This window comes from Bradyrhizobium sp. in8p8 (assembly GCF_000426845.1).
Lineage (GTDB): Bacteria > Pseudomonadota > Alphaproteobacteria > Rhizobiales > Xanthobacteraceae > Bradyrhizobium > Bradyrhizobium japonicum_C.
In genome coordinates this window covers 1-17,004 of record NZ_AUGD01000003.1, presented here as the reverse complement: position 1 = coordinate 17,004, position 17,004 = coordinate 1, and the positions used below count along the sequence as shown (strand labels likewise).

Here is a 17,004-nt window from a genome sequence, read left to right as displayed (position 1 = left end):
GGGTGGTCCGCGAGATGTCCCGGATCGTACGCAGCATCCTCCGCCAAGCCGCCGAGCCTCTTGCCAGTCGTCCACTTTTGGTAGAGCGTCTTTGGACAGAACGAACAGCGGCTTTCACGGCTTATGAGCAGACAGGTTTTGCGCATGTGCGGCCTGCCTAGCTCAGGACGGCGCAAGCAAAATATGGCTCGCAAGTTGCGGGCCTTATTTTTTGGTAGATTGCCAGTCGTCGCGATGAGCAAGATCCTTGGTCATCAGATCGGCAAATCGCGAGTCACCGTGCTCGTACTTTCGTCCACGAAAGAAAGTCTACGGCCTGTAGACCGGGATACAGGTGAGACTCGCCGTGCGTGATGGAAAGCGAATGCTCATGGGCGCAATGGCCGACTAGCCTCGTCTCTAGATAGCCATCGAACTTGTTCTTGGTTTGGAGTTCCTTGGTTCTGGCGTCGATAACGATCTCAAGGTCACCGACGAAATGATTCGGATAGATTACTTCTCTATTACGCACTGAATGAATTACATTTTTTTGACGATTCAACTGCTGACGGTGCGTTGCCAATAGCCCTTCCACTGTCGCGAAACGCGGTGCTGCAAGGCAGCGGGTGGGGCCTGAGTCGCCGGCGCGGATGCTAAGCTTTCGAAGCCGTTCACGAAATTCGAAGGATATGACTTAACCCTCGCCCGAAATCCTTACGGTCCCCCTGCATAAGGTAGTTCGATTCTGGGGGCGGAACAGGTGCGGGTCCGGGAGCCAATTCTCGATAAAAGCGGCGTTTATCACTACCGTCGTCGGATCCCCGATGACGTACGGCGGGCGCTCCGCGAGTTGGATGCTGCCGCCGGCGCAGGTAGCCGTCGTCAGGATAAGCGCGAGGAAAAGAAGCGACTCGGCCGCGACAAGGCCAGGGCCCAGGCCGCTTGGGCGAAATACGATCGTGAAGTCGAAGCCAGATGGGCCCAGCTCAGGCAGGGGCGGATCCGCGGTCTCTCTCTGGTCCAGATCCAGGCTTTGGCAGGGGACATCTACCGGCGCTGGCTGAACGGCTACCATCCAACACGCTTCCATGCCGGCATCAGCGCCGGTGTTGCGCTAGGACTCATGGAGGAAATCGACGGCGAGCAGCCCAGGCAGGTCACCAAGCCGATCGACGATGATGCGGCGCTCGAAAGCCTCCATGGCTACCATGTGGATGCCGTCTTGGCTGCGCGAGGTCTGATAGTGAACTCGCACGCCCGTTGGCATTTGATTCAAGCGGCTCAACGCGCCGCCAAACACGCATGTCGCGCCGCTCTAAAGAAGATCAATGGTGATCTCCGCCCCGATCCGGACGAGAATCTCTATCCGGCGTGGCCCGACCCCGAGACGACGACCCTGTCGGGTCTTTGCGCGTCCTGGGTACGCGCGCGGCCGACGGCCAAGCCCGACACACACGCCGCGTTCAAGGCGTGCATCGACAAATTCATAGCCTTCGTCGGCCACGATGAAGTCGCGAATGTCTCGCCAGACGACATACGGGGCTGGATCAGGTACCTGAAGGAAAAGCAAGGGCTAAGCGACGTTCGCATCAAGGACGGCTACTTCGCGGCCATAAAGACCGTATTCAACTCGGCGAGAAAACACGGACTGATCAGCACGAATCCTTGCAACACGGTCAATCCCGACGGCGAACCGTTGCCTCGCACGCGGGAAAAGGATCTTCGGGACAGCGAAATTTACGCGATCCTGAAGGCGAGTCTTACGCCTAACGCGCAGGTCTGCGAGGACGTGGCGAACACCCGCCGCTGGGTTCCGTGGCTGCTCGCATATAGCGGCGCGAGGGTTGCCGAGATAACGCGACTGGAGTCGAAACATATCATCTTCGAAGCCGGCGTATGGGGGATCGACATACAAACAAGCAAGAACGGTCGTCCGCGCATCGTTCCCGTTCACCGCCACCTCATCGAGCAGGGCTTCCTCGAATTCGTCCGCTCGCGCGAGGGATTGCCGCTCTTCTTCGGGAAGGAGAAGTTGAAAGAGGCAAAGCTTACGATCCACAAGACGCGCGCCGAAGGGCTCGCGGATTGGGCGCGGGAGGTGGCCGGCATCGAGCCGGGTACGGTGGCGCCCAATCACGGCTGGCGGCACCGCTTCAAAACCGAGTGTCGCCGCGTGGGGATGGACCGGGAAGTAAGGCTCTATATTCAAGGACATGCTTTCAAGATGGAAGGGGAGAAATATGGTTTCTTCCCGATTGACATCACCGCGGCCTGGATGGAGTTGTTTCCGAGCTACGTGGTTAGCGGGAAATCGCTCCACGTCGAACGTCCCGCCGGGAACGACGTCATCGCGCAAGCCGTCGCGCTCCTGCAGCGGGAGCGGACTCCACTCGACAAGCCGACGGCGGCTTAAAAAGGGTCCCAAGTTCTTAACGAGGAGACCGCGCAGCCCGAGCGCCAACCCTGCTGAATACTTCGTCGTTTGGCGATGTGTTCTTCCACGCGCCTTCGCGCGCCCTTCATCGACCGTCATACGAGCGCGCTGGCGAGCAATCTGCGTGTGATCCGGGTTTTAGTTTGCGATCTGATGGGCATTCTGCATCCCGGAAGCGGTCTTATCCGGCCCCGCGGCAGGATCGGCCCAGCCCAGAGTTGACGCGATGGAAGCCGGAATCGCGACTGTCTGTTCGGCGGGAGCATCATGGCTTCCGAGATGAAGCGCAATCCGCGAGTGAAACCAGAACGATGAGTGCACGCTGGCATCATGCTAGAAAATCGGGTGCTGTCCTAATTAGGACACGCGCCGTTTTGGATTAGGACAGCTCAAAATTGACCAGTGTTTAGGTCTCGCTAACCATGCCGAGAGCGATTCCTGTGATTTAACGGAACAGAATCCGGTTGTGCCTAACGATCCATTCCCGTTTGGGATGGGGATTGCAGCGTGGCTCGGGCAAAGATCGTAACCGGTAATCGTCTGTTCTTTGGCGACAACCTTCCCGTTCTACGGGACCGGATCGCACCAGAATCCGTGGATTTGGTCTATCTAGATCCACCGTTCAATTCTAACGCGACCTATAGCCTGCTGTTCAAGGAGCCTAAGGGCGAGGCTGCCAAGGCGCAGGCGGAAGCGTTTAGGGACACTTGGGAGTGGAGCGAGGCGGCGGCCGATTCCTATGACGACGTTATGCGCGCCCTCCGGTGATATCGCGCTGGCGCTGAAAGGCATGAAGTCTTACATCGGGCAAAACGCCATGATGGCGTACCTAGCCATGATGGCGGCGCGGCTGTTGGAGCTACACGATGTTTTGAAGGATTCAGGGTTGCTTTATCTTCATTGCGATCCAACGGCGAGCCACTACCTCAAGATACTCTTAGACGCGATATTCGGGCACGAAAATTTCCGCAACGAGATCGTTTGGAAGACAGGATCGCACAACTCTGCGAAAGGGTTCGGCCCTGTTCATGACGTGATCTTTTATACACGAAGTCTGCGGCAGCGACTTGGAACACATTGCGGCAGGATTATACCGACGAATACAAGAAGAAGTTCGGCAAGGTTGACGCGGCAACCGGCGAAGCCTTTCAAAACGTGGCACTTACCGGTCCAGGTACGCGAACAGGCCCTAGTGGCACCGCATGGCGCGGCTTCAATCCGCCAGAGCAGGGCCGACATTGGCAACCGGCCTCCTATCTCTACTCAAAATATGAGCAGGTCACAGGAGGCAACCTTGCTGATTTCGATTTCTTAGATCGCTTGGACGAGCTGGATCGTGTTGGCCTGATCTACTGGCCCAAAAATGATGGCTTTCCTCGTTATAAGCAATTTTGGTCGGACGCTCCCGGCGTTCCTCTCAAGGACGTTTGGACCGATATTGACGCCATCAATTCGCAAGCGCAGCAGCGACTAGGTTATCCGACACAGAAACCGCTATCACTACTTGAGCGCATTATCAGCGCATCATCGAATCCCGGCGATGTTGTTTTGGACCCTTTCTGTGGTTGCGGGACCACTGTTGAGGCCGCTGAGAGACTTGGCCGTCAATGGATTGGCATTGATGTGACCCACTACGCCATCACCCTGATTGAGGCGCGGCTTCGCGCGAAGCACGCTGAAGCAAAATTTAAGGTGTTCGGTCGGCCCGAGGATTTGGCGGGTGCTCGCGATCTTGCGCGACGTGATAAGCATCAATTCCAGTGGTGGGCAGCTTGGCGCAAACCTACCGCGAAGAAAAGATGGGCGCCGACCGCGGAATTGATGGGAACATACTATTCAAGAACGGCCCGTATGGTGACGGGCGCATCATCATCTCCGTTAAGGGCGGGGAAAATGTTGGAGTTCAAATGGTCCGCGACCTCCGTGGCGTAATCGAACGGGAGGAAGCCGAAATGGGTATTTTTGTCTGCTTGGCAGAACCAACCGCAGCAATGCTCAAAGAAGCTCGCGATTCCGGGTATGTGGCGAAGTCCGCGCATGGGCGCCTTCCCCGCATACAGATTTTGACAGTTGAAAACATGCTCGCGGGGCACATGCCGAAAATGCCGCCGCTGCCTGTGCCTGAAAGAAAGCTCACGCCTTCCCTCAAGCGCAAGGACAAGGATCAGCTTGAACTGCTGTTGCCCTTCGCCGGCGAGAAGATTGTCCCGGCAAAAGGCGTCATTGTTGATCCTCGATTTGTTGGATTAGCGGGCTAGTCTTTCCCGTCATCAACTACTCGGAAGCTACTCACAGTTCGCACTGGCGTGTTGGGCTCCAGCGGCAGCACCGCGTCAATCAGATCCCCGACCGTCCAGACCCGATCCGCAACGCCAACGGCAACCGCTGGTGTGGTCCGCAGGACTCGTGGAGGCGGCACAGATTGTAATGAGCCACGTACAGGCTGACTGCCGCAGCGTGATTGGTGAGCTTCTTTGAAAACCCGTTAGTGAGCCGGGCAACCTTTTCTGCGTCATGCGCAGTGTTAGGTTTTGCGCTCAACGTAGCTGGTCGAGATTTTGACCGGGAAGCCGCTTACTACGTCACGCTCTACTGCAATTACCTCTGCCGGGCTGTAGCGGCGCGCAGCGTCGTTTACAGCCAGGTTGGTTACGCCGTGGGTCTTTACGATCACGCCATGGTGGGCCTTGCCCCGGAAGGCATCGCGGATGGCGTTCTGGTACGGCAGGAAGCCATCGGTGCTGATCTCCGGCTCGCCTAGCACGCGCTCGCGCAAGTCCTGCGTAAGCAGGTCCGTATTCTTGCTGTCGCGCTTGCCAGTGCGGTAGCTGATGATGGCACGACTGGCGCGGAGCCAAGCGCAACGAACGTGTAGTGATCGTCCTTGTGGCCGATCTCGTGACGCTCGACGCGCTTCTGCTTCTTGCCGACGTAGCCCCAAATCTCGTCAAGCTCGATGCTGCCGATGCGGCGCCGCTCCAGCGTGCGTCGGATGTTCGGGTTGAGGTCGGGATGCCGTCGGTGCAGTTCGTCCAGCACGCCGATCACGCAGATGCCAGGCGCAGCCTTCAGGATCGGTATGATCTCAGCGTCCCAGTAGAGCGCGAGTGGATCTGACCGTCGCCGGCCCCTCGGCGCCTTCTTCTGAGATGGCAGGCGCAAATCGTCCTCGATCCGATATGCGCTTGCTTTCGAGAACCCCGCGTTGGCCGCAGCCGCCTCGGAGGACTATGTCAGTCGGCAGTTCATGTACAGCCTCATCTGGTGGTCGGTGATGTGAAGGCCAGGCAAGGCATCGATTTCCTCTTGGAGACGAATCAACAGCTTGCACCGGCCGCACCCAGCCGCCAGACGGGTCCGAAAAGCGCGACGCCGATGGGACGGTACGCCCTCCCTTCGGTCCGTCCCCATCGGCGCAGTCTCATCCTGATTGTCGCTGAGGTCTCACCTTGATCGCCGCGCCGCAAAGATCGCATACGAGTTCTTCGCATCCCTCTCGGAGGCCGGTTTCGAGGGGGGAACCGGAGAGTTCGGCGAGAACATCACCATTTGCGGGCCTGAACGGATGCCGCTCGGGACGCTCAGCGAGTTGGCCCCACGGCCATCAATCGAGGTGACCGGCCCGCGGAGCCCTGTGTCCTGATCGACCGCGTCAGGGCCGACCTTAAGCGACAGGTGCTCTCGTCGGCAGAAGCGGGGCCCGCATCGCGCGGGTTCGGCTCCCGTCCGCGTCCTTTCGGGCCTACCGGCCTGAAAGAGCGCGGTGCACAATTCCGCCGTTTGGCCCGCCGAATCGGAAAGCGGTCTGTAGATCTGCGGGCATGGCCGCAAGAAAAAGTACGCTTGGGAAGGCAATCGACGTCGGGCAAACCAAGCCGCCGGGCTTCGCTGGCGCTATTTTCCTACTAGGAGGCGTTTGCCTTGGCTCGTTCGCGGGCTCGCGACGACGTTCGCGGCGCTCTCTCCGGCGCTTGGCGCGGTCGGAGGGCTGCCGCAGGAGAGGAACCGGCGTTTGTTCGGCAACCGGCAGGGTAGTCTCGTTGGCTGCAGCCACCTGGATTGTCTCCGGCGACGGCCGGGCTTCCATGAACTCGAGCACCTCCCGACCCTTGGAAGTCAGCCTCCACCCGCCGCTTATGCGCTCAACCAGCCCTTGTGACCAGATGTCGAAACCCGGGACCCGTGCCGCGAGGCGTCTGGTCCGGTCCGCCCAGTCGCGTCCGCTGGTCGCCAGGATGGCCATGTCCGTCTTCAGGTCTGCAATGACGGCGAAGCCATCGGGGTAGGCCACCAGGATCTTCAGGACCGTAACCTGGAAGTTCATGCCCCGCTCCGGATCAGATCAAGGCCACATCGTGGGCGCGTGGGACAGGGCCTCGCGGCCAACCTGCCGAAGCTGTTCGGGAGACACCTCGCCTCTGGTGGCAGCCTCGAGAATCTTCGAAGCCACGTGCGTGCGCGCGCCGATCTCGCGGGCCGAGACACTTTCTCATACTTCATCGAGGACCGCGCGCAAAAGCGCGGTAGTTGCCGTGTCGAACATGAGATGCCCCCAGCAGGGAGAATCTCATTGTCGCCGATTTTGCCGACTTGGGATTCAGGCATGTTAAGATTCGGGTCTCCAGAGACGGCCCAACATGCCACCCCTTGTCGCGATGCTTCGCGTTGCGGTATAGGCGGGCAGCCCCGTGCGTCTCACTCGAATGGTTGGACGTGGCCTCTCAAGGCTGAAATAGGGGTTCGATTCCCCTACGGAGCGCCAAGTTACGAGCACGGTTTTGGGGGCATTTGCCAGAGCCGGAAAAATCGCTCGCGCAAGTTCAGATTTGCTAGCCGAGTTTCACTTTCGGCGGGCCAATATCCTGGCCTTGCTCCACAATCCCGTCATGCGCCGACCCTGCTTCATAGCCGAACAGGCAAGGAATGCTCGAGGACTCTTGGGTCGACTAATCGCGTTCATCATGGCTCGCAAAACCTGGCGGCAAAATCTGCGCGTGATGGATGCGCTCAGCATCGAGCAAGGCGACCGCACCCTCGATGTCGGTTGTGGACACGGACGCAGCCTGACCGAACTGGCCAGCCGCGCGGCAACCGGACGCATCGTTGGCGTGGGTCCCTCCGAGCTGATGGTGGAGATCGCAGCGCGGCGTAACTGGGCGCACGTGGAGGCCGATCGTGTCAGTGTAGTCCTTGCGAGCATGGAGTCCCTGCCGTTCCCCGACGATTCCTTCGACAAGGTGCTCTGCGTCCACGTGCTCTAAATCTGGAAGGATCTCGATAGGTGCCTGAGGGAGACCGCTCGCGTCTTAAAGCCAAGGCGGCCGTTTGGGATTGTCATTCCGGACCAACGCCGACTTCGCCGCCGTTGTTTCCGCCCGAGATCTACCGCTTTACGGCGCTCGCCGAAGTCGCGGCAGCTTTCGAACGGGCGGATCTCGATCTCGCGGCGGCGAGCGATTCCACGAACGAGCCTGTCCTGCTGCTGGCGGAGAAACGACGCGTTCAAGTCGCCAAATGATCTGCCTCCGCCGAGCGATCAGGCTGATACGATTTCAGCCAGACGCGTGACCACATGGTCGATCTCGTCCGATGTGGTGGTCCTTCCCAAGCTGAAACGGATCGCTCCCCTGCCGATCCTCTCCGGCACGCCCATCGCGGCGAGAACGGGCGAGAGCTCGATCCGTCCCGAGTGGCACGCGACCCCGTCGATGCCGCGACGTCGCCGAGCTGTGCCAGGATATCAGCGCTGATCTTGCCGAGGAATGACACGTTGAGGGTGTTGGCCAAACGATGCGCATGGCCATTGAGCACGACGCGATCGCCGAAGCGATCCTGCAGCGCCTGCCAGAATGCATGACGGAGAGCCTGGACATGCTCCATCGGAGCAAGGTCCTGCGCCTACGCGGCCGCTGCCCCGAGCCCAACGGCGAGCAACGCGCTCTCCGTCCCGGCACGGCGGCCCAGCTCATGACCGGCGCCGTGGATCAACGGCTCCAATTCCAGGCCGCCACGCACGTAGAGCGCGCCGACGCCTTTCGGGGCGTAGAGCTTGTGACCAGCGATCGACAAGAGGTCGACGCCGAGTTCGTTTACCTTGGTAGAGATCTTGCCGACCGACTGCGCTGCGTCGGTATGGAAAGGGATGCCGTGCTCCCGCGCGATTTCGCCGACCTCCTGGATGGTTGGATGGTGCCAATCTCGTTGTTGGCATGCATGATGCTGATCAGTGTCGTCTGCGGAGTGATAGCGCGACGCACGTCGTCCGGATCGACGCGGCCGGTCCGGTCCACCGGGACATGAGTAGTCGAGGCGCCGAACCGCTCGAGAAATCGGCAGGGAGCGAGAACAGCCGGAAGCTCGATGGCCGAGGTGACGATGTGCGCTCCTCGGCGGTTCGGCGCGAAGAACGTGCCCTTGATTGCGAGGTTGTTCGCTTCGCTGCCGCCGCTGGTGAACACGATCTCGCCAGATGCAGCGCCGATCAGCGCGGCGATCTGGCCGGGCGCGCTCCAGGGCGGCGTTGGCTGGCGTGCTCGCCCAATGCCCGCTCGACGGATTGCCGAAGGCTTGATCCAAGAATGGCCGCATCGCCGCCGCGACTGCCGGATCCCCAGGCGTGCTTGCGTTGTAGTCGAGATAGATCGGCGGCATGCCAGCTGCTCCTCTGCGACGGTTCAAAAGACCAACACCTTGTCGGCGGAAACGGTCGTCGTCGCGAGTTCGGCCATGGTGCTGCGTCTCATGCCACTGAGTATCTCGGCATCAGTGAGCCCGCGGGCGTCCATGCAGGTGCCGCAAAGCAGGACTTGTCCTTTACCCGCGAGCACGCCCTTCAGCATGCGCTCTACATTGTAGTAGCCGTCCGGCGTCTTTTGGCCGGACTTGGCGGCCACTACCGCGTCGGCCATCAAGAAGACCGTCACCGTAGTCGCTGGATCGCTCTTGGCGAGGGCGAGAGCGAGACGCAAGCCATTATAGGTCCGCTCGGTGCCGTAGGGCGGGTCGTTCAATATCAGCAAGACCTGCACAAGTGTTCCCTTTTCCAGCTACGCGAACTTGAGGCGTCGCGCCGAGTTACTCGCCGAGAACGCGCCGCCGGTCCTCGAATTCCGCCTTGTCGATCTCGCCGCGCGCAAATCGCTCCTTGAGGATATCGAGCGGCGTGCGTGCGGGCGGCAATTGATGCGGGGGATATGTCCCTGGCCATGGCGCGCCCAACCAGCGAACGACGATAACCGCGAGGGCGACCAGGACTGCGAGAAACAGGATCATGAACAACGGACCGAAAATCATGGCATACCATCCTCCGCCCCACCCCATGATGTGCGGCCCCCAACCGTAGTAGCGCTCGACATCTGATGGCGGCTGCGCCTGCGCATATACTGCCCCTGGCAGGAGGGAGAGAACGGCGACCGCGTGGACCAAGACTTTCTGCATCGGCTTGCTCCATCGTTGAGGAAACCCACTCTACTCGGCCGGTCGGCCCCTTTTTGCGCGAGGTCAACCGAACTCCGTCCCCGCATGAACACCGCCACGACGGCGCCGGAAATGAACGTCAGGGCGGCGATCGAAGCGATCGCCGCCGAAAGTCCGAATCTATCCGCGATGATGCCGGCCAACAGCGCCCCGATCGCGTAGCCGAGATCGCGCCAGAATCGGTAAACGCTGAGCGAGCGGGCGCGCCAGCTTGGATGCGAGGCATCGGATACGGCGGCGATCAAGCTCGGATACCCCATGGCGGTGCCAAGTCCGAGCAGCAGGCTGCCGACGAGCCACCACTCGAAATGATCGGTCGCCCCGGTCAGGAACAAACCCGCGGCCTGCACCCACATGCCGCCGACGATCAGGCCCTTGCGGCCCCAGCGGTCGGACAGAGGACCGGTGGCGACCTGGAGGATGCCCCACGTTGCCGGATAGACGGCCTTCAATATGCCGATCCGATCGACGGCTAAGCCGAAGGAGACGAAGAACAGCGGGAAGATCCCCCAGCTCATGCCGTCGTTGAGGTTGTTCACCAGCCCGGCCTGCGATGCGGCGAACAGATTCCGATCCCTGAACGAGGTGAGGACGAAGATCTCCCGGAAGCTGATCGGGGACGCTTGACGCGCATGCGCCGCAGTCTCCAGCCGGACGTGCTCGCGCGTATCGCGCACCAGCAGCATCGAGAGCCCAGCACCGACGATCGCATAGGCCACGCCGAGATAGATCGGTACCGGTCGCAGCCCATACTCCGCCGCAAGATATCCGGTGAGAAAGGCGGTCACGCCGACCGCGAGATAGCCTGCGAACTCGTTCAGGCCGACAGCAAGCCCGCGCGACTTCGGCCCGACGAGATCGATCTTCATGATCACTGTCATCGACCAGGCAAGGCCCTGATTGACGCCGAGAAGGGCGTTGGCGGCGATGACCCATCCCCAGCTCGGCGCCCACATGATCATGAACGGCACCGGAAGTCCGATCAGCCACCCAAGGACCAGAACCCGCTTGCGCCCCCACTTGTCGGCAAAATGGCCGGAGATCAGGTTGGCGCACGCCTTCACGACGCCGAAGCTGACGATGAAGGAGACGACGAGCGTCCTCGAGCCGACCTTAAACTCCTCGGTGCCGATCAGCGGCACGACGGTTCGCTCGATCCCGATCATCCCGCCGACGAAAGCGTTGATGAGGACAAGCAGAGCGAACTGCGGCCAGTTTTCCTTCAGCCCCAATCTGACCGAAGGCGAGCCTTGTGGAGCGGATGCCGCTTCGCTCATGGCATCAGGCCGCAGCGGCCGTGATGCCTGAATTGGCGGCTCTGATCTTCGCGGCTTCCGGCGGTGCCGGCGGAATCTCGGCGACCATGAACCGGACAAACTCGGCTTCATCCTCGATCATGAAGGCCTTGTTGTGCCGCTTCTCGGAGCCGATCGTGGACCAGGGCTTGCCGCTCAGCCGGCGGCCGCAGACCGAACCCGCATAGGCGCCGGGCAGCACTTCGACATAGTCCGGCAGGTCCTTCAGCTTGCTCACGCTGCGAAACAGTTGTTTGGCGCCTTCCTCGGCGCCGGCGGCGAGTTCGGTGCGGCCGAGATCGCCGACCATGAGGGTGTGACCGGTCAAGACGAACCAGGGCTCGTCGGCGCGCGTCCGGTCCGTCACCAGAATGCAGATGTGCTCGGGCGTGTGACCCGGCGTGTGGAGAACCGTCACCGTGACGTTGCCGAGCGGAAGGACCTCGCCATCGCCAACCGCCTTGAACGGAAACGACTCACCCACGTTCGACGAGAGCACGTAGGATGCTCCCGCAGCGTCCGCGAGAGCCCGTCCCGCCGAGAGGTGGTCGGCATGAACATGCGTGTCTATGACGAAGTGAATGCGCATGCCGGCATTATCGGCAGCTTGCAGATAGGGCTGGATATCTCCGACGGGATCGACGACCGCACAGGTGGCCTTGCCACCGCAGCCGAAGAGGTAGGAAATGCCGACGGGATCGTGATGCAAGAACTGGCGGAGGATCATTGACTTGCACTCCCCTCTGAGAGACGCTAGAAACACTCAACCGATCTGTTGAATGATATATCGAAGGATAGCCGTGTCAAGCTCGGGGCCGAAACAGGCGATCTATGAAAACCTTGCCGGGGTAGCGCAGGCGCTCGGCCACGCTCACCGGCTGGAGCTCTTGGAGCACCTTGCGCAGGGGATGCGCAGCGTCGAGGAGCTGTCGGCGCGGGCACACTTGACCTTCGCCAACACATCGCGCCACCTGCAGATTCTCAGGCGCGCGCGTCTCGTCGAGACGGAGCGTCGCGGGAAACACGTTCTCTATCGCCTAGCCGGCGAGGCCCAAGTGGTCGCGTTGACCAAGGCGCTGGGTCGCGTCGGCGAGCGCAACATCGCCGAGATCGGCCGTGTCGTGACCGACTACTTCCACGCCCGCGACGCGCTCGAACCGGTCTCGCGCGATGATCTGGTCGCCAGATTGCAGGACGATCTGGTCACGGTGCTTGATGTCCGGCCCGAGGATGAGTTCGCGCTTGGCCATCTGCCGGGCGCGCTCAACGTTCCGCTTGCCGAACTGGAACGACGCCTCGGCGAACTTCCCAAGGGACGCGAGGTGATCGCCTACTGTCGCGGTCCCTATTGCGTCCTTTCGTTCGAAGCCGTGTCGGCCTTGAGGGCGCGCGGTTATCGCGTTCGCCGTCTTGAGGACGGTTACCCCGAATGGAAAGCCGCCGGCCTGCCGGTCGAATCCGCGGCTTGAGACAGATCGATCAGGTGCACCATGGATGATAAGCCTCATCGCGCGGAATCCGCGTGGCCGATCGTCGGCATCAAGGATCACGAGGCACCCTCGGTGTTTCGGCCGGAGGCGCTGTTGAGGGAGGCTCGTCGGCAGAGACAGTTGCCGCTCGTCGCCGTCCCCGAGATCTGCGTTCTAGACCCGGACGGCGACGTCGTCCGTCACCTCAAGCGGACCGGCACCGGTCGCGTCCATGACGGCTGGGCCTGCTACCACACCGAACTCCTTGCCTTGAATCTCGACGGCATCGGCGAAGTCGGGATCGTGGGATGCGCGGTCGGCGCCCCCTTCGCCGTCCTGGTGGCCGAGCAGCTCTTCGCGTCCGGCTGCCGGCTGCTCGTCAGCGTCACTTCGGCGGGCCAGATCAATCCCATCGGACCGACGCCCTACTTCGTCCTGATCGACCGCGCGCTGCGCGACGAGGGGACAAGCTATCACTACCTGCCGGGCTCGATCTTCGCCGAAGCACCCGACGCACCGCTGCTCGCGCGGGTCGAGCAGGCGGGACGGGCTCTGCCAGGCATTACGCTGCACCGGGGCGCAACGTGGACGACCGATGCGCCTTACCGAGAAACCGAGGCCGCCATATCGCGTGCGCGGGATCTGGGCACGCTTGCCGTCGAGATGGAAGCCGCCGCTCTCTATGCCTTCAGCGCAGCGAGCGGCCGACCGATCGTCTGCTTCGCGCACGTCACGAATGCTATGGCACAGACGGAAGGCGACTTCGAGAAAGGCGAGGCCGACGGCGCGGAAGCGACACTTGCTGTCGTCGCCGCCGCTGCCCGCGGCTGGCGGAAGTAGCGCAGAAATTCTGGCGATCGAGGCTGCTGGCGCTCGCGGTCAAGGTCAGAACCGCGTGCGAATCCGTCACCCCTATTCAGGTGTTTCATAGCTCTTTGAGATCTTCCGGAGCGCCGAAAGGAAACCTGGATCGGCAACCGCATGGCCATGGATGGTGTGAACGCCGTGGGGGTATTTCAGTACAGCGTTCGAGCTGATCTATCTGAAAGGGTTTGGTGAGAAGCGGGCGGTCCTGAAGTCCGCCCGGCATTCCATCAGCCCCTAGCCACTCGCAAAGGCAAACGGGATCTTGCGTTCTGTGACCGCCGCGACCGGTTCGCTGCTGGTGTGGCCGAGCAAGACATCGACCACAGCGAATTAAAACTGGTGCTGTTGACGAGCTCCCGGGCGGGGGCCAGATCACTGGCTTCGGTCACAACGGTGTGGCCCAGCTCTGCGAGCTTGTGGGCTACCATCATCTGGATGAGTGCTTATCCTCAATAAGCAGCACCGAAGCCACAAGCCGTCTCCAACGCTCTCTATTGTCGAGTGATCTTTGCTGCGCTGGGGAATGCACGCAGCGCTGCGGCCCGCAGCTCATCCAAGGTGGTGTGCCCAGCCTCGGCAGCTGCCAAAAGCTGTTCAGCAATGACCTTCCGGATCTCATGGTCACCGCCGTTTGGAAGTTCCCGGCACGTCTCTTCCAACACGACTTCCATAGTCGACTTCACGCGATCCGACAGCGTCATCCGGCTTCTCAAGGGCTCGACAAACCATTTTCGACAATATGGAACTGAAGAGCCGGCACCGTCAACGGAGACTCATCTGCTCTAGCGGGGAGCGCCCACCAGCCTTACAACGCCCGTCACGGAACGCGATGGCGCTGTCTGGATCGCCGCTACCGGATGAGCGGGAGCCTGCTATCGCGGACTGCATGGATTCCGCTCCTGCCGGGCACTCTGCTCGGCTCAATACTGGATACCGGAACTCTGACTGTCGGATCGGTGTTTTGCGTCGAGAGGGAACGATGACGCTCGATATTATGGAGCCTTTGCTCAAGCGGCTGCGGCTCACGGCTAACATTTCGGACCAGGATGAGCAGGCGATTTTGCGCCTTCCGATAACCGCTAAGCGGGTAGCCGGCGGGCAGGCGGTGGTTGCAACCGCAGATAGGCCTTCTGTTTGTTGCCTGATCATTGACGGGTTTATGCAACGATCAAAAATCGTCGGAGATGCAAGGCGACAAATTCTCTCCTTTCATCGGCCCGGCGACATCCCTGATCTGCAAAGTCTGCACCTTCACGTTCTCGATCACGAACTCATCACTTTGGACGACTGCATCCTCGGGTTCATTCCTCATGATGCGCTCCGCTCGTTAACCCGGAGCAGCCCCCGGGTTGCTGAAGCGCTGTGGCGGGACACGCTGATCGATTCTGCGATATTCCGGGAGTGGATATGCAACGTGGGACAACGCGACGCCATAAGTCGGTTGGCTCACCTCATCCTGGAAATATATACACGAGGCTCACAACAATCGGCCGTGTTACAGACGTGTCCTTCAGGTTCCCAGTCACCCAGGTCGTTCTTGGGGAGGCAATAGGAACGAGCATCGTCCATACGAATAGAGTGATCAAAGAACTTCGATCGAAGGGTCTGCTGGAAATCGAACGATGAGAAATCAGCATTCTCGATCTGGAACGCCTCCGGCAAGTCGCGGACTTCGATCCACTCTACCTTCATTTAGACCCAGCACTTTGATGCGCTACTTCTTCGACATTCGCGGTGACTTTTATGCCGCTGACGACGATCATGGAGAGGAGTTTGCATCTTTTGATGCTGCGCACCTTGCAGCGCTCAGACCGCCACATCTATCGCCAGCGACATCTTCATTGCAAAGGGCTCTGCGATCTCAGTCAGGGTAAGAGACGAGGAACGGCCCCTCTTTGAGATCAGTGTCAGTGTCACGATGAAGCATTAGCGTTAAAGACGGCAAATTGCGCTGCGGCGGCGCTGCCAACGAAACAGAGTTTCATATGCCCCTTATCCCTGATTCGTCAGGCGAGTTCGAGGCGGCATAGCCTGAAGCGGTTTCGCCATGTTCAATGGCGTTGACCGCATCGTCTGCCGAGTGGAATGGCCCCCCTTGCGGGATCTTGCCGCAGCGGAAGGCGCTGATCCGAATGACATAGTCGGGACGTTCAGAAGGCAACGCTTTAGAATCGAGCAGATCGCAAGCGATCAGCATGATGCAGGCAAGGAGAGGCCGGTTGTCCGAGCCGAGCATCTTGCGCGGGCGACCGAGCGTCCATGAGCAGGTTCGAAGGGACCCAAGGCTAAGACCAACTGCATGCCCGCTTCTGGCCCGAGGCTGCCTAGCTCAATGCTCGGCCAAGCGTCCCCTGTCGAGCGAAGACCGGAAGCGGCTCGCAGTGGTGTCGACCCGCGATTTTGACCTTAAGCGGCCCACGTCGCATTCCGCGAGCGTTGATCAATCAGCGCAGGTCGATTAACGGTTGCAGCAGTGAACGGCATTGTGCCTGATAAGTCATTCGCGCCGATATCCGTGAAAAGGAAGCCCGCCGGCGTCTTAGTGAAGAGGAAGATGAGCTGGCCGCAGAAGACTGAGTAATAGTCATTGTTCTCTTGATCGCGGTCGTAAAGGCCTTGCCGCGCTGGATACACGCGCGTTTTTTCGCCGTGAACGAGGTCTGATAGGTTTTGGCACGGGATTGCGCGGTGTCGCGAATTGCGCTGTCATTCATAAACGGCAATTGTGTCATACCGGCAACGGCGGCGGAATCGTTTGCCTCAGTGCCGCGCGAAACTTCTCGATGAAGCCATCGAATTCCTTCTGTAGGGCAGGAGAAGCGACGGCGCTCTACGGCGCGGCGCGACGGCTGGACCAACGTTCAGGATAACGGTTGCAAGCATAATTCTCAGCAAAAACTTCACGGATCGACTCCGTCCGTCTACCAATCAAAGGTGTTCATGGTGTTCTGTCGCGTCAAGGACCTTCCGGTTCACCAGCGCACCGTTGACCCCGCTCAGGCGGATGGATCGCCTGCACCGTGCAGCGACGCGCGCAGACGTGACATTCGGCGGCGCATTCGCGGTAGCGCTTGAGCGATTCGAACATCCGCATGCGGGGGGAATCGCGAGCGCCGCCCCGAGCAGGCACAGATTGCGGCAGTAGAAGCGCTCACGAAGAGGCCGGCGCGCAGCAGCAATCCCGCATAGAGGTCGAACGGCCATTCCCGCAGGAACTTCATGTTTCGTGCCGGAGGCCTGCACGATCGCCCTCCAGGGGCACGGCTCGAAGCGCAATCCGGCGTCGCGCCAGGCAACCGAGCAGGTCGCGCGAACGATCGAGCAAAGCGCCGCCGTTGCGAAGGTCGCGGCGGCGTTCCTGGAGGAGCCGCCGTTTCTTGAGGAGACTGCGGCGGCGATCGTCGGGCCGACCGTCGTCCTAGGCCTGTTCTCCGGCGAAAGCCTGCACGGCGCCAAGGATGCGCCCATGCTCGTCGCAGGGCCC

20 protein-coding genes and 5 pseudogenes are annotated in these 17,004 nt (G+C 60.7%); 14 read left to right on the top strand and 11 right to left on the bottom strand.

The window, feature by feature from the left end; genetic code table 11:
- Positions 1-274 precede the first annotated feature (274 nt).
- Positions 275-511, bottom strand: a complete 237-nt coding sequence (locus K408_RS44285) for a DUF3800 domain-containing protein (RefSeq protein ID WP_433994134.1) — start codon at positions 509-511, stop codon at positions 275-277.
- A gap of 318 nt (positions 512-829) precedes the next feature.
- On the opposite strand from K408_RS44285, the gene K408_RS0110145 reads away from it, so the two are divergent.
- The 6 genes and pseudogenes from K408_RS0110145 (at position 830) to K408_RS42715 (ending at position 5,174) form a co-directional block, all read left to right on the top strand.
- A complete protein-coding gene (locus K408_RS0110145; protein ID WP_155251390.1) occupies positions 830-2,392 on the top strand; it encodes a phage integrase SAM-like domain-containing protein in 1,563 nt (520 codons plus the stop codon).
- Positions 2,393-2,920: 528 nt separating this feature from the next.
- Positions 2,921-3,181, top strand: a complete 261-nt coding sequence (locus tag K408_RS43385) for a class I SAM-dependent methyltransferase (RefSeq protein WP_024338904.1) — start codon at positions 2,921-2,923, stop codon at positions 3,179-3,181.
- Positions 3,153-3,419, top strand: a pseudogene (locus K408_RS44095) (DNA methyltransferase); the annotation flags it as partial. The gene K408_RS43385 and the pseudogene K408_RS44095, both read left to right, overlap by 29 nt.
- Positions 3,420-3,490: 71 nt before the next feature.
- Complete coding sequence (locus K408_RS43375; RefSeq protein ID WP_245265889.1) at positions 3,491-4,345, top strand: DNA methyltransferase; 855 nt, start codon at positions 3,491-3,493, stop codon at positions 4,343-4,345.
- On the top strand, positions 4,231-4,671 hold the full coding sequence (locus K408_RS43370; RefSeq protein WP_245269070.1) for a restriction endonuclease: 441 nt from the start codon (positions 4,231-4,233) through the stop codon (positions 4,669-4,671). The genes K408_RS43375 and K408_RS43370 overlap by 115 nt, the downstream gene beginning before the upstream one ends.
- Positions 4,672-4,877: 206 nt before the next feature.
- Positions 4,878-5,174, top strand: coding sequence for a hypothetical protein (locus K408_RS42715; protein ID WP_196232365.1), 297 nt, complete (start codon positions 4,878-4,880; stop codon positions 5,172-5,174).
- A gap of 209 nt (positions 5,175-5,383) precedes the next feature.
- Here the strand turns inward: K408_RS42715 and K408_RS44280 are convergent.
- The 3 pseudogenes from K408_RS44280 to K408_RS43360 all read right to left on the bottom strand — a co-directional run.
- Positions 5,384-5,704 (bottom strand): annotated as a pseudogene (locus tag K408_RS44280) (IS21 family transposase); the annotation flags it as partial.
- A gap of 614 nt (positions 5,705-6,318) precedes the next feature.
- Positions 6,319-6,737: pseudogene (locus K408_RS43365) on the bottom strand (hypothetical protein).
- A gap of 18 nt (positions 6,738-6,755) precedes the next feature.
- Positions 6,756-6,956: pseudogene (locus K408_RS43360) on the bottom strand (hypothetical protein).
- 418 nt (positions 6,957-7,374) lie between these two features.
- Here K408_RS43360 and K408_RS42705 point away from each other — a divergent pair.
- Both K408_RS42705 and K408_RS42020 read left to right on the top strand, forming a co-directional pair.
- Complete coding sequence (locus K408_RS42705) at positions 7,375-7,674, top strand: class I SAM-dependent methyltransferase (RefSeq protein WP_051160662.1); 300 nt, start codon at positions 7,375-7,377, stop codon at positions 7,672-7,674.
- A 20-nt stretch (positions 7,675-7,694) separates the two neighbouring features.
- Positions 7,695-7,931 (top strand): hypothetical protein, encoded by a 237-nt coding sequence (locus K408_RS42020; protein WP_155248380.1) that lies wholly within the window; start codon positions 7,695-7,697, stop codon positions 7,929-7,931.
- A 380-nt stretch (positions 7,932-8,311) separates the two neighbouring features.
- Here K408_RS42020 and K408_RS43355 read toward each other — a convergent pair.
- From K408_RS43355 to K408_RS0110080, 5 genes and pseudogenes are all read right to left on the bottom strand, one after another.
- A pseudogene (locus K408_RS43355) lies at positions 8,312-8,871 on the bottom strand (cysteine desulfurase family protein).
- Between the two features lie 216 nt (positions 8,872-9,087).
- Positions 9,088-9,441: a DsrE/DsrF/TusD sulfur relay family protein gene (locus K408_RS0110095; RefSeq protein ID WP_024338910.1), complete on the bottom strand. Its 354-nt coding sequence runs from the start codon at positions 9,439-9,441 to the stop codon at positions 9,088-9,090.
- 46 nt (positions 9,442-9,487) lie between these two features.
- The gene (locus K408_RS43105) at positions 9,488-9,706 is read right to left on the bottom strand and encodes an SHOCT domain-containing protein (RefSeq protein ID WP_210163708.1); all 219 of its coding nucleotides are present in this window, start codon (positions 9,704-9,706) and stop codon (positions 9,488-9,490) included.
- Entirely contained in the window at positions 9,703-11,166 is a 1,464-nt protein-coding gene (locus K408_RS37885; RefSeq protein ID WP_024338912.1) for an MFS transporter, read from the bottom strand. Before K408_RS37885 ends, K408_RS43105 begins: the two co-directional genes overlap by 4 nt.
- Positions 11,167-11,170: 4 nt before the next feature.
- Positions 11,171-11,911, bottom strand: coding sequence for an MBL fold metallo-hydrolase (locus K408_RS0110080; protein WP_024338913.1), 741 nt, complete (start codon positions 11,909-11,911; stop codon positions 11,171-11,173).
- Between the two features lie 73 nt (positions 11,912-11,984).
- Here K408_RS0110080 and K408_RS0110075 point away from each other — a divergent pair, with 73 nt between their 5' ends.
- Positions 11,985-12,653, top strand: a complete 669-nt coding sequence (locus tag K408_RS0110075) for an ArsR/SmtB family transcription factor (RefSeq protein WP_024338914.1) — start codon at positions 11,985-11,987, stop codon at positions 12,651-12,653.
- Positions 12,654-12,674: 21 nt separating this feature from the next.
- Positions 12,675-13,493: a nucleoside phosphorylase gene (locus K408_RS0110070; protein WP_024338915.1), complete on the top strand. Its 819-nt coding sequence runs from the start codon at positions 12,675-12,677 to the stop codon at positions 13,491-13,493.
- Positions 13,494-14,011: 518 nt separating this feature from the next.
- Here K408_RS0110070 and K408_RS0110060 read toward each other — a convergent pair.
- Positions 14,012-14,221, bottom strand: a complete 210-nt coding sequence (locus tag K408_RS0110060) for a hypothetical protein (protein WP_024338916.1) — start codon at positions 14,219-14,221, stop codon at positions 14,012-14,014.
- 38 nt (positions 14,222-14,259) lie between these two features.
- Between K408_RS0110060 and K408_RS44090 the strand changes: the two genes are divergently transcribed.
- From K408_RS44090 to K408_RS44275, 3 genes are all read left to right on the top strand, one after another.
- Complete coding sequence (locus K408_RS44090) at positions 14,260-15,072, top strand: Crp/Fnr family transcriptional regulator (RefSeq protein ID WP_349509758.1); 813 nt, start codon at positions 14,260-14,262, stop codon at positions 15,070-15,072.
- The gene (locus K408_RS44085) at positions 15,024-15,146 is read left to right on the top strand and encodes a helix-turn-helix domain-containing protein (protein WP_349509757.1); all 123 of its coding nucleotides are present in this window, start codon (positions 15,024-15,026) and stop codon (positions 15,144-15,146) included. The genes K408_RS44090 and K408_RS44085 overlap by 49 nt, the downstream gene beginning before the upstream one ends.
- A 421-nt stretch (positions 15,147-15,567) precedes the next feature.
- On the top strand, positions 15,568-15,783 hold the full coding sequence (locus K408_RS44275; protein WP_080654862.1) for a DUF1488 family protein: 216 nt from the start codon (positions 15,568-15,570) through the stop codon (positions 15,781-15,783).
- Positions 15,784-15,964: 181 nt separating this feature from the next.
- Here the strand turns inward: K408_RS44275 and K408_RS43335 are convergent, their stop codons facing one another.
- A complete protein-coding gene (locus K408_RS43335; protein ID WP_245269068.1) occupies positions 15,965-16,234 on the bottom strand; it encodes a hypothetical protein in 270 nt (89 codons plus the stop codon).
- Between the two features lie 512 nt (positions 16,235-16,746).
- Between K408_RS43335 and K408_RS0110045 the strand changes: the two genes are divergently transcribed.
- A partial coding sequence (locus K408_RS0110045; protein ID WP_028145853.1) for a CbiX/SirB N-terminal domain-containing protein occupies positions 16,747-17,004 on the top strand: 258 nt, incomplete at its 3' end.

Bases quoted from the DNA above. Each gene is read 5' to 3' on its own strand.
- K408_RS42705 (WP_051160662.1), top strand. From the start codon at position 7,375: ATGGCTCGCAAAACCTGGCGGCAAAATCTGCGCGTGATGGATGCGCTC.
- K408_RS43105 (WP_210163708.1), bottom strand. From the start codon at position 9,706: ATGATTTTCGGTCCGTTGTTCATGATCCTGTTTCTCGCAGTCCTGGTC.
- K408_RS37885 (WP_024338912.1), bottom strand. From the start codon at position 11,166: ATGAGCGAAGCGGCATCCGCTCCACAAGGCTCGCCTTCGGTCAGATTG.
- K408_RS0110080 (WP_024338913.1), bottom strand. From the start codon at position 11,911: ATGATCCTCCGCCAGTTCTTGCATCACGATCCCGTCGGCATTTCCTAC.
- K408_RS0110070 (WP_024338915.1), top strand. From the start codon at position 12,675: ATGGATGATAAGCCTCATCGCGCGGAATCCGCGTGGCCGATCGTCGGC.
- K408_RS0110060 (WP_024338916.1), bottom strand. From the start codon at position 14,221: ATGACGCTGTCGGATCGCGTGAAGTCGACTATGGAAGTCGTGTTGGAA.
- K408_RS44090 (WP_349509758.1), top strand. From the start codon at position 14,260: ATGGAACTGAAGAGCCGGCACCGTCAACGGAGACTCATCTGCTCTAGC.
- K408_RS44275 (WP_080654862.1), top strand. From the start codon at position 15,568: ATGTTCAATGGCGTTGACCGCATCGTCTGCCGAGTGGAATGGCCCCCC.
- K408_RS43335 (WP_245269068.1), bottom strand. From the start codon at position 16,234: ATGAATGACAGCGCAATTCGCGACACCGCGCAATCCCGTGCCAAAACC.